The 15,301-nt window shown below is 58.9% G+C and carries 13 protein-coding genes; 11 read left to right on the top strand and 2 right to left on the bottom strand.

What is annotated here, in order from left to right:
• The first annotated feature begins 94 nt into the window (after positions 1–94).
• The 4 genes from DYI20_RS02495 (at position 95) to DYI20_RS02480 (ending at position 5,494) form a co-directional block, all read left to right on the top strand.
• Positions 95–1,288 carry an AI-2E family transporter gene (locus DYI20_RS02495; RefSeq protein ID WP_243857745.1) on the top strand — a complete coding sequence of 398 codons (1,194 nt, stop codon included), beginning with the start codon at positions 95–97 and terminating at the stop codon, positions 1,286–1,288.
• A 114-nt stretch (positions 1,289–1,402) separates the two neighbouring features.
• Complete coding sequence (locus tag DYI20_RS02490) at positions 1,403–2,623, top strand: MFS transporter (RefSeq protein WP_110101637.1); 1,221 nt, start codon at positions 1,403–1,405, stop codon at positions 2,621–2,623.
• 119 nt (positions 2,624–2,742) lie between these two features.
• The gene (gene rpsO / locus DYI20_RS02485) at positions 2,743–3,012 is read left to right on the top strand and encodes a 30S ribosomal protein S15 (protein WP_110098700.1); all 270 of its coding nucleotides are present in this window, start codon (positions 2,743–2,745) and stop codon (positions 3,010–3,012) included.
• Between the two features lie 262 nt (positions 3,013–3,274).
• The gene (locus DYI20_RS02480; RefSeq protein WP_122548784.1) at positions 3,275–5,494 is read left to right on the top strand and encodes a polyribonucleotide nucleotidyltransferase; all 2,220 of its coding nucleotides are present in this window, start codon (positions 3,275–3,277) and stop codon (positions 5,492–5,494) included.
• Positions 5,495–5,952: 458 nt separating this feature from the next.
• On the opposite strand, the gene DYI20_RS02475 is transcribed toward DYI20_RS02480, so the two are convergent.
• Entirely contained in the window at positions 5,953–6,240 is a 288-nt protein-coding gene (locus DYI20_RS02475; protein ID WP_110101635.1) for a hypothetical protein, read from the bottom strand.
• Between DYI20_RS02475 and DYI20_RS02470 the strand changes: the two genes are divergently transcribed.
• Genes DYI20_RS02470 through DYI20_RS02455 form a run of 4 tightly spaced genes read left to right on the top strand, consistent with a single transcriptional unit; the run spans position 6,239 to position 10,431 of the window.
• Positions 6,239–7,561 carry a M16 family metallopeptidase gene (locus DYI20_RS02470; protein WP_110101634.1) on the top strand — a complete coding sequence of 441 codons (1,323 nt, stop codon included), beginning with the start codon at positions 6,239–6,241 and terminating at the stop codon, positions 7,559–7,561. The genes DYI20_RS02475 and DYI20_RS02470 overlap by 2 nt on opposite strands.
• A 30-nt stretch (positions 7,562–7,591) precedes the next feature.
• Entirely contained in the window at positions 7,592–9,145 is a 1,554-nt protein-coding gene (locus tag DYI20_RS02465) for an alanine/glycine:cation symporter family protein (RefSeq protein WP_122548783.1), read from the top strand.
• A gap of 48 nt (positions 9,146–9,193) precedes the next feature.
• Positions 9,194–9,955, top strand: a complete 762-nt coding sequence (dapB, locus tag DYI20_RS02460; protein WP_110110876.1) for a 4-hydroxy-tetrahydrodipicolinate reductase — start codon at positions 9,194–9,196, stop codon at positions 9,953–9,955.
• 32 nt (positions 9,956–9,987) lie between these two features.
• Positions 9,988–10,431 carry a tetratricopeptide repeat protein gene (locus tag DYI20_RS02455; RefSeq protein ID WP_110110877.1) on the top strand — a complete coding sequence of 148 codons (444 nt, stop codon included), beginning with the start codon at positions 9,988–9,990 and terminating at the stop codon, positions 10,429–10,431.
• 29 nt (positions 10,432–10,460) lie between these two features.
• Here the strand turns inward: DYI20_RS02455 and DYI20_RS02450 are convergent, their stop codons facing one another.
• Positions 10,461–11,708 carry a heparan-alpha-glucosaminide N-acetyltransferase domain-containing protein gene (locus tag DYI20_RS02450; protein WP_122548782.1) on the bottom strand — a complete coding sequence of 416 codons (1,248 nt, stop codon included), beginning with the start codon at positions 11,706–11,708 and terminating at the stop codon, positions 10,461–10,463.
• A gap of 156 nt (positions 11,709–11,864) precedes the next feature.
• Here DYI20_RS02450 and dapA point away from each other — a divergent pair, with 156 nt between their 5' ends.
• The 3 genes from dapA (at position 11,865) to DYI20_RS02435 (ending at position 15,050) form a co-directional block, all read left to right on the top strand.
• Complete coding sequence (dapA, locus tag DYI20_RS02445; RefSeq protein ID WP_122548870.1) at positions 11,865–12,773, top strand: 4-hydroxy-tetrahydrodipicolinate synthase; 909 nt, start codon at positions 11,865–11,867, stop codon at positions 12,771–12,773.
• Positions 12,774–12,794: 21 nt separating this feature from the next.
• Positions 12,795–14,486 (top strand): ribonuclease J, encoded by a 1,692-nt coding sequence (locus DYI20_RS02440; RefSeq protein WP_110110879.1) that lies wholly within the window; start codon positions 12,795–12,797, stop codon positions 14,484–14,486.
• A 189-nt stretch (positions 14,487–14,675) separates the two neighbouring features.
• A complete protein-coding gene (locus DYI20_RS02435; protein ID WP_110099579.1) occupies positions 14,676–15,050 on the top strand; it encodes an ectoine synthase in 375 nt (124 codons plus the stop codon).
• Positions 15,051–15,301 lie beyond the last annotated feature (251 nt).

The raw sequence follows: 15,301 nt of genomic DNA, 5'->3' as shown, positions 1-15,301 counted from the left end.
CACACACCAGTAACTCCTCGGAACACGCCTCGGAGACTGCTCAACCAGCCGCGGAGACCTCAACGCGAATCCCCAGATTCTCCCTGAAACAGCTTTGGACCGACGTCTTTGGACGCACCAGTATCCGGCAGCCCAAATCCTGCTGATCGGTATTGTCGCCATCGCGGTGATCTTCGCGATGCTCCAGCTGACCCTGATCGTCATCCCGACCTTGCTAGCCCTGATCATCGCCTGCGCGCTGTGGCCACTGGTGCGACTCTGTCGCACGGTGATGAATAGCATGCTGGCCGCCTGGTCCGTGTTCTTAGGCTCGTTGCTAGTGCTCGGCGGTGTCGGAACCGCTTTGGTGTTCTCGGTGATGAGCGAGTGGGAAACCCTGGTCAATCAGGCCATCAACGGTTTCAATCAGTTGCGTGCCTGGGCTGATGAGCTGCTTGGCGATGTCGATCTGGAACTCCGACAGGAACAGGTCGATAGCCTGCTGAACTCCATTCAGAGCTTCTTAACCTCCCCACAATTCGGCACCGGTGCCGTCAACACGATCAGTGCGGCCGGAAGTTTTGTCACCGGGCTGGTGCTCTTCCTGGTGATCCTGTTCTTCTTCCTAAAAGACGGCGACCGGATTTGGGCCTTCTTCGTCTCCTGGACGCCCGAGCACTTCCGCGATAAGTGGATCGCCTCCGGTGACCGCGCCCAGCGGACATTCGGCGGATACATCCGTGGCACCGCGATCGTGGCGGCCGTGGACGCCGTTGGTATTACTATCGCGCTGTTGATCTTGCAGGTTCCACTGGCTATCCCGCTGGGTGTGGTGGTCTTCCTGGGCTCGTTCATCCCCATGGTTGGTGCTACGCTGGCGGGCATTTTGGCCACCCTGATTGCCCTGGTCGCCAACGGCCCGGTGGTGGCGATCATCGTGTTGGCCGCGGTTATTTTGGTCAACCAGCTCGAAGGCAACTTCCTGCAACCGGTAGTGATGTCGCAGACTCTGAAACTGCACGCATTGATCATCTTGATGGCCCTGACCGGTGGTACGGTGCTGGCCGGTATTATCGGCGCAATTCTAGCGGTTCCTCTGGTGGCGGTGATTTGGGCAGTCATCAAGGTCTGGACCGGACGTGACGGAGAAAATGACAAAGTCGACCAGGCCCAGCATCAGATCCGCCGCGTCGCCGAAGAAAATAAGGAACGCGAGCGACAGGCGAAAAAAGAGCGCAAGAAAGAGCATGACAAGCGCAAAGCCGCCAAGGACGCTGAAACGGTGAACAAAGAGGATTCACTCATTTAATAAGTAGCCACGGCAACGGGGTGGCTCCGCTGGACACCGTAGCCCGCCCTCAGATCCAGTCTGGCCCGTCAGCTTCTGGCGTCAATAGCCAAGAGTAGACCCACGCGCGGATGTGTGGTTATTCAGGGGGCACACACCATCGAACCATCACCACGGCTGTTTACTCCCGCCTACGTGCTGACCATTGGCGTTCAGCTGTTCGTCTCTTTGGTTTTCATCTCGTTGATGACCTTCATGGCGGTCTATGCGATTCGCATGTTCGCCGTTGAGGAGACCGCTGCCGGCTTCGCAGCGGGCGCCTACGTCCTGGGAGCAGCGCTGGCCCGGCTGGCCTTCGGGAAATACATTGACGTGATCGGTAGACGGCGCGTGCTGATAGTGGGACTGATCGTCTTTGGAGCCTGCTCGGGGCTCTACTTGCTGGCGATAAACTACCCTCTACTGATTACGGTGCGACTGATCCACGGGCTGGCCTTCGGCCTGATTAATACCGCCATTACAGCCGTGGCGATTTCGTTGATTCCCGCCCACCGTCTCGCGGAAGGAATCGGCTACTTTGGGATTTCGGGGACCATCGCCAATGGGATTGGTCCGTTGCTCGCGGTGCCGATGAGCCTGTCGGTTGACCCGGTGTGGATGTTTACTTATACCGGGGCGTTGTCGGTCTTGTCGTTGGTCGCGGTCTTGATCCTTAAGGTCCCCGAACCGGAGATCTCAGCCACCGAGCGAGAGACGTTGCGCGGTGTCCGGTTCGATACCATCGTCGACCTGGATGCGTTACCTGTTGCCGGGGTGGTGTTGTTGTGCGGACTTGGATACTCGGTGGTGATGACCTATCTGACACCGTTTATGATCTCCACCGGTGAACCGGCCAGCGCCTCGATCTTCTTCGCAGTGTTCTCCGTGGCGATGTTGCTGGTCCGGCTCTTTGCTGGGCGCTTACAAGACCGGCGTGGTGAAAACTCGGTCATACCAGCTCTGTTGCTGTGTTTTGCGGCAGGCCTAGGACTCCTTGCCCTCACCCAAGACCTCTGGGCCGTAGTGCTCGCCGGGACTCTGGTCGGATGCGGATTTGGCGGTGCTGTGCCTTGTTTGCAAGTGGTCGGAGTCCAACGGGCCACACCAGAACGCGTCTCGATGGCCACCTCAACCCACTTTCTCGCGCTGGACTCCGGGGTGGCGCTCGCTCCAGTGTTGCTGGGATCGTTGATTACCTACTCGGGGTATCGTCTGCTGTATGCAACCGGCGTCGGTCTGATGCTGGCCAGCCTGGGGATCTATTGGTTCGTGCACGGCCGGTACCACCGTGGCAGGATACCGCGTGGGGGAATGTAACACAAACCTGTTAGACTGATTCCGGTGCTTGCTGCGGTCCGCGGTGGCGGGCACTGGCTGGCAACCCACGGGTTGGCAGTGTTGTCCTTGAACGCGGCACACTCCAAGGAGTTTTTATCATGGCATTAGCCCCTGAAGTTAAACAGCAGATCATCCAAGAATACGCGACTCACGAAGGTGACACCGGTTCTCCTGAAGTTCAGGTTGCCGTGCTGACCCGTCGTATCTCGGATCTGACTGAGCACTTGAAAGAGCACAAGCACGACCACCACACTCGCCGTGGCCTGATGGCTCTGGTGGGTCGGCGTCGTCGCATGTTGCAGTACCTGCAGAAAGTCGACATTGAGCGCTACCGCTCCTTGATCGAGCGACTGGGACTGCGTAAGTGATCTATCTGACCGAAGGCGGCGAACTTGGGATCAAGTCGCCGCTTTCGTTGTGTCAGGCCACAGTAGGCCGATGCTGATAAGTCAATAACCCTGAAACTCCACTGATAGGTCAGCCACGTTCGTGTGCGGTCCTCGACAGTGGCTTTCGGAACCGCGGTGTCCTACCGGTATCGTACCGGTGGGTTATCCCACAGCATCCGAGGGCTTCGATCGAAGACCGACTGGGGTAGGCCTTGAGGTGGAAAACCACGAAAGGAGACCCATGGAGGGTCCTGAAATTAAGTTTTCCGAAGCCGTGATTGACAACGGCGCCTACGGCAAGCGCACGGTGCGCTTTGAAACCGGCCGGTTGGCCCAGCAGGCTGCTGGGTCGGCCATGGTCTACATCGATGATGAGACGTCGATGCTCTCGGCCACCGCGGTGGGCAATAGCCCGCGCGAAGGTTTCGACTTCTTCCCGCTGACCGTCGACGTCGAGGAGCGTCAATACGCCAAGGGCGAGATCCCCGGCTCGTTTTTCCGTCGTGAGGGTCGTCCCTCCACCGATGCGATTCTGACCTGCCGTCTCATTGACCGCCCGTTACGACCGGCCTTTAAGAAGGGCATCCGCAACGAGGTCCAGGTCGTGGTCACCGTGACCTCCATCGCCCCCGATGAGCTCTACGACACCGTGGCCATCAACGCGGCCTCGATGTCCACCAGCCTGTCCGGCATGCCCTTCTCCGGCCCGATCGGTGGCGTGCGTATGGCGCTGATGGACAACGGCTCCGGAGAGCGCCAGTGGATTGCCTTCCCGAAGCACTCCCAACTGGACGACGCCGTGTTCAACATGGCGGTCGCCGGTCGTCTGGTCGATGACGACATTGCGATCATGATGGTCGAAGCCGAAGCCACCGACCACGTGTGGAAATTGGTCAAAGAACAGGGCGCTCAGGCCCCCACCGAAGAGGTCGTCGCTGACGGTCTGGAAGCTGCCAAACCCTTCATCCGCGCCCTGTGTGAGGCGCAGGCCGACCTGCGCGAACGGGCTCAGAAAGATCCCGTTGATGTGCCACTGTTCATTGACTACCAAGAAGACGCCTACCAGGCTGTGGAGAAACTGGCCTCCACGCGATTGGGTGAGATCTACACCATTGCCGATAAGCACGAGCGTGAGTCGGCCGACAACGCTTACCGCGAGGAAGTCGTGGAAGAACTGACCGGTGAAGGCCGGGAGTTCGAAGAGCGTGCCGATGAAATCGCTAAGGCCTACGGTGCAGTCACCAAACAGGTAGTACGCCAGCGCATCCTGAAGGACCAGGTCCGGATCGACGGTCGTGGTCTGACCGACATCCGCAAGCTGACTGCCGAGGTGGAGGTCCTGCCACGCGTGCACGGCTCGGCCATTTTCGAACGTGGCGAAACCCAGATCATGGGCGTGACGACCCTGAATATGCTCAAGATGGAGCAACAGATTGATTCGCTGAACCCGGTCACCAATAAGCGCTACATCCACCACTACAACTTCCCGCCCTACTCCACCGGTGAAACCGGCCGTGTGGGTTCGCCCAAGCGTCGCGAGATTGGGCACGGCGCCCTGGCCGAACGCGCTCTGGTGCCGGTCATCCCCTCCCGCGAAGAGTTCCCCTATGCGATCCGTCAGGTCTCCGAGGCACTGGGCTCCAACGGCTCGACCTCTATGGGCTCGGTGTGTGCCTCGACCCTGGCGTTGTACAACGCCGGCGTGCCACTGAAAGCTCCCGTGGCCGGTATCGCCATGGGGCTGGTCTCCGACACCGTCGACGGTGAAACGCGCTATGCTGCCCTGACCGACATCCTCGGCGCTGAAGATGCGTTCGGTGACATGGACTTCAAGGTTGCCGGTACCTCCGAGTTCGTTACCGCCATCCAGCTGGACACCAAGCTGGACGGTATTCCCGCCTCGGTGCTGGCTGCCGCCCTGACCCAGGCTCGCGAGGCGCGGTTGCACATCCTGTCGGTGATCGACTCGGCCATCGACGGCCCCGACGAGATGAGTCCCTACGCTCCGCGGATCCTCACCGTACAGATCCCGGTCGATAAAATCGGTGAGGTCATCGGGCCGAAGGGCAAGATGATCAACACCATCCAGGAAGACACCGGCGCTGAAATCAGTATCGAAGATGACGGTACGGTGCTGATCGGTGCCACCGAGGGCGCTGCCGCAGAAGCGGCCCGGGGTGCGATCAACAGCATCGCTAACCCGCAGGTTCCCGAGGTCGGGGAACGCTACCTGGGTACGGTCGTGAAGACCACCAGCTTCGGCGCGTTCATCTCGCTGACCCCCGGTAAGGACGGTCTGCTACACATCTCCGAGTTGCGCAAGCTCAACGACGGCAAGCGTGTCGCAGATGTTGAAGACGTCGTAGGTGTTGGCCAAAAGATTCAGGTCGAAATCACCAAAGTCGATGACCGTGGCAAGCTGTCACTGATCCCGGTTACCGAAGAGTCCGATGAGGACTAATTCCCGGCTTTGACCGACACGATGACGGCCCCGCACCCGGTATGGGTGGGGGCCGTTGTCGCGCACGGACTAGATGAGGACGAATCCCCGATGATCGTAGCCGGCGAACAACTTGGCCACCGGTTCCAGGTGGTGAACTGGGATAACGCACACGTCGACTGGTGCACTTCGACGTGGTGGTGTTGGGTTCAACCTGGGACTACAGTGACCGACGAGAGGACTTCCTCGCCTGGCCGGATCACGTTAGCCAGGCCAGCACCCTGGCCAATCCGACCGAGATGATCCGGTGGACGACGGGGTGGCTATAATCCCCACCACGGTGATCGAGCCCGGGGAAACACTCGGTGGCCATCCGCAGTCTGTCGTGGTGATTAAACCTGCCATGGGCGCGGGGAGTCGGTACGTCTCACGGTTCCACCACACCAGCCCTTGAGCCGGTAGCCACCGAGGGAGAATGGCTACTGGTATTCATCATTGGAGAATTTAGCCACGTTGCCAATAAGCGGGTCAGCATTCCCGAAACGGGAGCGATCATCGGCACGCTGTTTGCCGAGGAAACCAACACGCCGTGGCAGGCTACCGCAGATCAGGTGCGCTTGGGGCAGGATGCTATCGCGAGCGTCACTGATCGGTGGGGCACCATCCCGACCTATGCCCGGGTGGATGCAGTCATCGATGACGCCGGATTCTACCGGGTGCTCGAACTTGAACTGCCGGCTGGAGTCAGGCACTAAACTACCCAGCATGGCCACCATCGATATTGACCCGCAGTACTCCGGTGTGATCTATAACGGTGGGGGAGGTAACCTCGTTGAACGCACCGTCCTCGACAACGGTGTGCGTATCCTGACCGAAGTGATGCCCGGACAAAAAGCCGTTTCCATCGGATTTTGGATCGGGGTGGGCTCGCGGGATGAACAGCCATCAGGATACGGGTCAACCCACTTTCTTGAGCACCTGCTGTTCAAGGGCAGTGCGAATTACACCGGGTGGGATATTTCCGAAGCTTTCGACCGGGTCGGTGGAGATGTCAATGCTGCGACCGCGAAAGAGTCCACCTGTTACCACGCCCGGGTGATCAACACCAACCTCGCTATGGCGGTAGACATTCTCACAGATATGGTGACCGCACCACTGCTCGAGTCAGAGCAGATGGATACCGAGCGCGGAGTCATCCTCGAAGAACTCGCCGTCGACAGCGACGACCCGGCTTATGTGGTCCACGAATCCCTGGCCGAACAGGTCTTGCCCGGACACCCGCTCGGCCGGTCCATCGGTGGCACCCCCGAGGTGATCAACTCCATCAGTCGCGAGGACATGGTAAGCCACTACAACCGGTGGTACCGCCCCGAGCAACTCGTGATTACCGCAGCCGGAGGGCTTGACCACAAAGAACTGGTGCAAACGGTTTCTGCCGCACTGAGCCGTAGTGGATGGATGAGTCCGGAAAGCAACCTGATCCAGACCCCGGCACCGCGTCGCGACCACCACGCTGAATTCCCGGTCATGAACACCGAACGCCTCACGCTTACCCGTCCAGTAGAACAAACCGCGGTGATGGTCGGTGGCCGGGGCCTGAATACCGTGGATCCACGCCGGTTCGCGATGACGGTGATGAACGTCATTCTCGGTGGCGGGATGACCTCTCGGTTGTTCCAAGAAATCCGAGAACGGCGTGGCCTGGCCTACTCGACCTATTCTTTTGCTGCCAGCTACTCTGATCTGGGCTACTTCGGAATGTATGCCGGATGCCATCCAGCTAAAGCCGACGAGGTCATTGAGGTCATGAGCACAGAACTCGACACGCTCGCGCAGAAAGGCGTCACCGCCGATGAGCTCGAACGAGCCCACGGTCAAATCGCAGGAAACGTGGTGTTGGGACTAGAAAACACCGAAGCACGGATGTCACGACTCGGACGCGCCGAACTCGTCACGGGTCAATACATTGACTTAGACGGTTCTGTGGCTAGAATCACAGGTGTCTCAGCGGACGAAGTCGTTGGGATGGCCCGGCTGCTGGCGGACTCGCCCAGAACACAGATCAGTGTCGGGCCGGACAACCGATAAACAGTTAAACACTCACACTAAAGGACCGGCATGGACGCTCTGATCAATTCCATCCATGAAGTGATCGTGGCGATTCGAGACTTTGTCTGGGGACCATTTTTTCTGATGCCCTTACTTTTGCTCTCGGGTCTCTACCTGACCGTACGTTACGGCGGTCTTCAATTCCGAACGCTGGGACGCGCCCTGAAGCTGGGATTCGTCCAGCGTAAAGACGACTCTGATGACGGAGATATCTCCCAGTTCCAGGCGCTCACCACAGCGCTAGCAGCGACAGTGGGGACCGGAAATATCGTCGGGGTGGCCACGGCGTTATCAATCGGTGGACCCGGCGCCTTGTTTTGGATGTGGGTCACCGCACTATTGGGTATGGCAACTAAGTACTCCGAAGCCTTTTTGGGTGTGCTCTACCGCACCAATGATGCGAAGGGCGAAAAGTCCGGTGGCCCGGCCTACTACCTGGAACGGGGACTGGGAAGCTGGTACGGCAAAGTCTTGGGCTTGCTGTTCGCGATCTTTGCGTTCTTCGCGTCCTTCGGCATTGGCAATATGACTCAGGGCAATTCCATTGCCTCCAACGTGGAGAACTCGTTCAACGTTGAACCGTGGATCACCGGACTGATCCTGACGGTTCTGACGCTAGTGGTCTTGCTAGGCGGTATTAAATCCATTGGGAATGTCACCTCCGCCCTGGTGCCGGTGATGATTGTCTTCTACGTGCTGGGCTCACTGTGGCTGCTGATCGCTAACGTCGGTCAGCTTCCCGAGGCCCTTGGCATGGTGTTCACCGATGCCTTCACCGGAACCTCTGCGGTGGGTGGTTTCGCCGGCTCGGCGATGATTATTGCCATCCAGTACGGTGTGGCTCGCGGTATTTTCTCGAACGAGTCGGGGATGGGCTCGGCCGCGATTGCCGCGGCAGCTGCCAAGACCACTCACCCGGTCCGCCAGGGCCTGGTCTCGATGACCCAGACCTTTATCGACACCATCATTGTGGTGACCTGCACCGGTCTGGTGCTGATTACCACCGGAGCCTGGCAGGCCGGAGAACGCCAAGAAGCCGCCATCATGACCGCTAACGCCTTCACCGAAGGGCTTCCCGGTAACTGGGGCCACCTGATCGTCACCATCGGTCTGATCCTGTTCGCCTATTCCACCATGCTGGCCTGGTCCTATTACGGCGAGCGCAATGTGGAACGCCTGCTGGGTCGCGCTTGGGTGATGCCCTACCGCGTGCTGTTCTGCATCGTGATTTATCTGGGGTGTACTTTGCCACTGGAAATCGTGTGGGATTTCTCGGACCTGACCAACGGTTTGATGGCTGTGCCGAACATCATCGGCCTGCTGGCGATGTCGGGACTGATTGCACGAGAAACCAAGCGCTACCTGCAGATCGACCCGCGCATGGACTCCTCGGCCGAAGACATCGACCGGCAGATGAGCCATGTGTCGTGGTGGCAGGCATGGCGTCACGACAACCTCACCGAGCCGTTCTACCAGCTCGGGGCTGAGGAATCCCCAACCCACTCTTATTCTGCAGGCCAGTCTGACGGCCGCGGAAGCTTCAGCGAGACTGACCGCTTCTAAACAGTGTCTGTCAGCGCCCATCCAGTCCCGGCCACTAGAGTGGGGGACATGACCTCACAGACAGATATTCACGTGGCCCTGGTGGGCGCGACCGGAAAAATGGGCCAGCATGCCGGGGCTGCCATCGAGGCAGCCCCGGACATGCGCCTGGTGGCTCAACTGAACTCAAAGTCTCAGCTGGAAGAAATTCTTGACTCCGAGGCCACCCACGTGTTGGACCTCACGGTCCCGTCGGTGTCTGAATCAGTGGTTCAGTTCGCTGTCGAACACGACCTGCACACCGTCGTGGGAACCTCCGGGTGGTCCGATGAGAAGCGGGACCGTCTCCAACAACAGTTGGGGGACCACCCCGATGTGGGAGTGCTGATTGCTCCGAATTTTTCGATCGGCTCAGTGCTGGCCACCCAGTTTGCCACTCAAGCTGCACGGTACTTCGACTCGGTTGAAATTATCGAAATGCATCACCCTCATAAAGTTGATGCTCCCTCCGGAACTGCCACCCGCACGGCGTCAATGATTGCCCAGGCCCGCGCCGAGCACGAGCTTCCACCCAGCCCCGATGCCACCGAACAGGATCCCCACGGTGCTCGCGGGGCGACCATTGACGACATTCACGTCCACGCGGTCCGGCTGGCGGGGCTTGAAGCCCACCAAGAGGTGCTGCTGGGTAGTCCCGGGCAACAGCTGGTCTTGCGACACGATGCCTTCGACCGTAGCTCCTATATGCCCGGTGTTTTGCTCGGCTTGCGACAGGTAGCAGATAACCCGGGGCTGAGCTACGGGTTGGATGCGTATTTAGATCTGCACTAAAACCTGAGTCAGTTGAGGTAAAAGTAGTCTCGATGAAGAATAAGATTGCGGCCATCGCACTGATTGTGTTGGCCTTGCTTTTCATTTTCCTGGGATTGACGTCTGCGATCGGGTTCATCAGTTCCCAGTCCACCCTGGCCAACCTGATCGGCTGGGCCGTGATCGTCATGCTCCTGTTCGGGATCTGGGCGTTGATGAGAGAATGGCGTTTTGGGGTCGGGACCGAACGGTTGGCGAAAATTCTCGACCAGGAAGGTGGCTTGCCGGTCGATGACCTCCCGCGGGGAAAATACAACAAGATCGATCAGGCTGCTGCCGATGAGGATTTCGAGATCTACCGAATAGAAACCCAGAACGATCCGGAGAACTGGCGGAGCTGGTTCCGCCTGGGACTGGCCTATGATGCCGCCGGTGACCGACGTCGTGCCCGACAAGCGCTGAATAAGGCCATCAAGATGGAAGCCGGGCACGACTGAGCCATGGGGGCACTGTGCCGTGAGAAGGTCTAGCGGGAGTCTTTAGCCGGCGGGTTGAGCACAATTAAATGCGTGGACACCGCGTGTATGAGGAATTCCAACGGGCCACGCCAGCCCACGATCCGAAGTGCAGTGCCCAGAATCAAGCACGCGCCCCATTGGATCAGCAACACGGTCCATTCGGAGCCGGCCTCATCGCCCAACACCGCCATGACCAGCACGTGAGCGACGTACAGGGTCAGGGGAATGGCTCCGGCGCCGATCAGCGGATAGAGGACCTTATCGCCCAGACCCGCTGTGTGCTGGGTGAGGATGAGACACAACCCGATCACCGCCACGGCAATCCCGGCCGTGGAGATCACATCGAGGGGAGCCGTGGAATGCGGAGCGACCATCACATACCAGGAAGGATCACCGACAAGGTACTGAGTGACCATACCCGACCCGGTCAGTGCGGCAGCCGGGGCCTCGGCCGGGTCGGTGAAGCTCAGCTCGCTCCACCGCCGGAGCCGCTCCGGATTCGATGCGAGCCCATAGCCGGCGGCACGTGTCAGACCAGCCACCAGCAATCCCGCGCCGAAGAGCAACAGATGCACCGGAAAGGACCGCAGGTCCATCTTGGCGATAAACATGCCCAGCAGTAAGAAACCGGTCCACACGAGCACCGGATAGTAGCCCGAGACCAGCACGTCCCAGAGCGTGACACCCGGTTGCTCCAACAACGTGATGAAATTCGGGTTGGACCATAGCCGAAAGTTGTTGACGTACTCCACTCGGCCCATAGCCGCCTGGAGGAACCGGTTGAGCACTCCGAACAGCAGTGGCATCAGCACCAACCAGCTGACCGCCAGCACACCCAAGACCTTGGCCGAGAGCTTCAGGAAGGCGATGGCAATGACGAAAAGCACCCCGTAGTGCACCAGGATCACGGCAACCCCGGAATCCAGCTGGCCCAGGGTCAAACCCAGCAATACCAACACGGTGGCTCGTAACAGCAAACGAATCACGATCTGTCCGAAACCCACCGTCGACGCGTTGCGACTGAGCAACACCACCGAAACACCCGCCACAACGCAGAACAGCACCGAAGACGACCCCGCCGCGATCCACCCGACCCAACTGGGGACGATACGGCCGGTGGCTGCATCCGTGACGTTCAGCGGGTAGACGTGAACGGCAATCATGCCAAGAATCGCCAGTGCGCGGGCGACATCGATACCGGTCAGTCGTTGCCGGAGCCCAAAGGGCGAACCCGTGGTTGAGGAAGAAGAAGCCATAGTTGGGTGCTCATCCTGTGTCTAGATCGTCACCTCTTAAGGTCCGCCTGGATGCTGGGACAGCGTGACGATGAAATACCTGATGCCGTGAACAACTTTACAGAGTGACGGTACGGCAATGATGTACCCCGCGTGCGTCACAGGTAAGCTATGTCCATGAGCGATTTGAGTCAGCAAGCAGAAGACGTTTTCGGTACCACCCTGGTTGCTATGGTGACACCATTCACCGCCGACGGTCAGGTGGATGCCGACTCCGCTCAAAAACTTGCCACGCATTTGGTGGATTCTGGAGTCAACGGACTCGTGGTGACCGGAACCACCGGTGAGATTTCGACGCTGACGGATGATGAAAACGTGCTGATGTACCAGGTAGTCAAAGAAGCTGTCGGCGACAGGTGCAAAATTATCGCCGGAACCGGGATGAACGACACGGCTCATTCAGCCGAACTTTCTCGACGTGCTGCGGCCACCGGCGTTGACGGGTTGTTGCTGGTGACTCCCTACTACAACAAGCCAGTGCAGGCCGGTATCAAAGCACACTTTGAAACCGTGGCCTCGGCGACTGACGTGCCAGTGATCCTCTACGACATTCCCGGACGTTCGGTGCGTCCCATTGCCGCTGAGACCATCGTCGCTCTGGCCGATCACCCCAATATTTTGGCGCTTAAAGATGCCAAGGGCGACTACCAATCGACCACCACAATACTGGCTGAAACAGACCTGTTTGTCTATTCCGGCGACGATTTGATGACTTTCCCGCTGATGGCTGCCGGTGCTGTTGGCGTGATCTCGGTCAGCGCTCACATTGCCCCGGGGACTTACCGTGCGATGGTGGACGCCTTGAACGAGGGCGACCTGCTTACTGCCCGAGCACTGCATTTTCAACTCGACCCGGTCCAGCGCGCGGTGATGTCCCACCACCAGGGCGCCGTCGCCTCGAAGGCCATCCTGGCCGGTCAGGGCTTGATTTCATCGGCGACCGTGCGCCTGCCTCTTACCGAGGCCACCGAAGAAGACCTCAAGGCCATCCGTACAGACCTGGCCGAAACAAATATTTCATTCTGATATTTTTCCGAAAGGACCTTCATGCCCCACGAACAGCAAGTAGTGCTGTCTCATCCTCCTCAACTGCCTGGCGGAACCATGCGCATTGTGCCACTGGGCGGGCTCGGCGATGTTGGCCGCAACATGACCGTCTTCGAGCTCAACGGAAAACTACTCATCGTTGACTGTGGTGTGCTCTTTCCTGAAGAAGTACAACCCGGTGTTGACCTGATCCTGCCAGATTTTGACTACATCCGCGATCGTCTTGACGATGTGGTCGGCATCGTCCTCACCCACGGCCACGAAGATCACATCGGCGCGGTACCCTACCTGTTGCGGATGAAAGACGATATCCCCCTGGTGGGCTCGCAATTGACCCTGGCCCTGATTGAAGCCAAACTCGAAGAGCACCGCATCACTCCTTACACGCTGGCTGTCACGGAAGGTCAGCTCGAACAGCTCGGGCCCTTCGAACTCGAATTCGTCGCCGTCAATCACTCGATTCCCGACGCCTTGGCGCTGTTTATCCGCTCGGAGGCGGGCACCGTGTTGCACACCGGTGACTTTAAGATGGACCAGTTGCCCCTTGACGGTCGCATCACCGACCTGCGCGCTTTCGCTCGATTGGGTGAAGAAGGCGTGGACTTGTTCATGACTGATTCCACCAACGCCGAAGTTCCCGGCTTTACCACCACCGAAAAAGACATCGGCCCGGTGCTAGAATCGCTGTTCGGACGCGCACAACGACGCATTATTGTCGCTAGCTTCTCCTCCCACGTCCACCGTGTCCAACAGGTCCTTGATGCCGCGGCGATGCACCAGCGCAAAGTGGCCTTCGTCGGTCGCTCGATGGTGCGGAATATGGGAATCGCTGCCCACTTGGGCTACCTCAACATCCCAGACAACACCGTTATCGACATGAAGAAGGTCGATGACTACCCCGACAACCGCATTGTGTTGATGTCGACCGGCTCCCAGGGCGAGCCCATGGCTGCCCTATCCCGGATGGCGAACGGCGACCACCAGGTCCAAATCCAGCCCGAGGACTTGGTCGTGCTGGCGTCCTCGCTGATCCCTGGTAACGAAAACTCCGTATTCCGGGTGATCAACGGCCTGATGAAACTCGGTGCCGAAGTGGTGCACAAGGGCAACGCCCAGGTGCACGTCTCTGGCCACGCTTCACAAGGGGAACTACTCTATAGCTACAACATTGTTCGACCCCGCAACGTGATGCCGATCCACGGGGAAGTCCGCCACCTGATCGCCAACGGTCGGATCGCCGAAGCCACCGGGGTTCCCACCGAGAAGGTGATTCTGGCCGAAGACGGTTCTGTGGTCGACCTCAAAGACGGTCATGCCGAGATTGTGGGCGAAATCGACTGCAGCTATGTCTACGTCGACGGTAAGTCCATTGGCGAAATCACCGACGCAGATCTCAAGGACCGTCGGGTGTTGGGCGAAGAAGGCTTTATCTCGGTGATTGCGGTGATCAACCGGCAAACCGGAAAGATTGTCTCCGGACCCGACATTCACGCCCGAGGTGTGGCCGAAGATGACACCGTCTTTGAATCGGTCAAACCCAAGATCATCAAAGCCCTGGAAGAGGCAGCCGCTTCCGATAAGAAGCACACCAATCACCAGCTACAGCAAGTCATGCGTCGAGCGATCGGATCGTGGGTGAACCGCAAACTACGCCGTCGTCCAATGATCGTGCCGATCATTATTGAGGCCTAACCAGATCCCACGTACCCGTTGCCCATCTCAACGGGTACGTGCTGAATGCAGGCTGTGTGGTTTTAAACAGTGTCTGAAACACGTCGTTCAGATACTGACACCACGTGAACCGGCCCCTAACGTGAGAAAGAGAAGCGTTCGCTCCGGGCCGGACCTGTCGCCCGGGGCGACGACAACGGAAGGAGAATAATGTTTACTCGTAGCCGTGACGACGTCGAAAAAGTTGAATGGGGTGGCGGAACCTCCGAGCGTCTGCTTGTGGACAAAGACAACATGGGATTTGCTGTGGCCCATACCGTTGTGCGGGCCGGCAGTTCCTCCAAACTGCAGTACCGCAACCACCTGGAGGCCTGCTACTGCATCGGCGGTTCCGGTTCCGTGGTGGAGCCTGACGGTACCGAGCACAAGATCACTGAAGGGACCATTTACGTGCTCGACGAGCACGATGCCCACACCCTGAAGGGCGGCGACAACGAGGACTTGATCCTGGTGTCGATCTTCAACCCGGCCATCACCGGTAACGAGAAGCACGAGCTGACCGAGGACGGTTACTCCTCCTACTAAACCGCTCACTGATACGTCATCGACTGTCAGTGAGCCAAGGGGTCTGCTGGTCATGTGAGTAGCAGACCCCGTGCTTGTCTGCGGTACCAAAGAGCACGATGACGTGCCCGAACCGCGTTCATCCCGTAGTGCCTCATGTCAAACTGAGCGCGAAGGGTAAGTCGTGCCTCACAGATCGTGAGCGCGAGAGGTCGCGTGGCTGCAGTGTCGTGCCTCAGCTAGTTTGAGCGCGAAAACTTGGGTTAGCTGGC

The organism is Auritidibacter ignavus (genome assembly GCF_003703835.1).
Taxonomy (GTDB): domain Bacteria; phylum Actinomycetota; class Actinomycetes; order Actinomycetales; family Micrococcaceae; genus Auritidibacter; species Auritidibacter ignavus.
Note: the sequence above shows the minus strand (reverse complement) of the source record. Positions and strands in the feature narration are given on the sequence as shown.

Excerpts from the sequence above, each read along its gene's own strand:
- DYI20_RS02450 (WP_122548782.1), bottom strand. The coding sequence starts at position 11,708 with ATGGCTTCTTCTTCCTCAACCACGGGTTCGCCCTTTGGGCTCCGGCAA.
- DYI20_RS02440 (WP_110110879.1), top strand. The coding sequence starts at position 12,795 with ATGCCCCACGAACAGCAAGTAGTGCTGTCTCATCCTCCTCAACTGCCT.
- rpsO (WP_110098700.1), top strand. The coding sequence starts at position 2,743 with ATGGCATTAGCCCCTGAAGTTAAACAGCAGATCATCCAAGAATACGCG.
- DYI20_RS02455 (WP_110110877.1), top strand. The coding sequence starts at position 9,988 with ATGAAGAATAAGATTGCGGCCATCGCACTGATTGTGTTGGCCTTGCTT.
- DYI20_RS02435 (WP_110099579.1), top strand. The coding sequence starts at position 14,676 with ATGTTTACTCGTAGCCGTGACGACGTCGAAAAAGTTGAATGGGGTGGC.
- DYI20_RS02480 (WP_122548784.1), top strand. The coding sequence starts at position 3,275 with ATGGAGGGTCCTGAAATTAAGTTTTCCGAAGCCGTGATTGACAACGGC.
- DYI20_RS02465 (WP_122548783.1), top strand. The coding sequence starts at position 7,592 with ATGGACGCTCTGATCAATTCCATCCATGAAGTGATCGTGGCGATTCGA.
- dapA (WP_122548870.1), top strand. The coding sequence starts at position 11,865 with ATGAGCGATTTGAGTCAGCAAGCAGAAGACGTTTTCGGTACCACCCTG.
- dapB (WP_110110876.1), top strand. The coding sequence starts at position 9,194 with ATGACCTCACAGACAGATATTCACGTGGCCCTGGTGGGCGCGACCGGA.
- DYI20_RS02470 (WP_110101634.1), top strand. The coding sequence starts at position 6,239 with ATGGCCACCATCGATATTGACCCGCAGTACTCCGGTGTGATCTATAAC.
- DYI20_RS02475 (WP_110101635.1), bottom strand. The coding sequence starts at position 6,240 with ATGCTGGGTAGTTTAGTGCCTGACTCCAGCCGGCAGTTCAAGTTCGAG.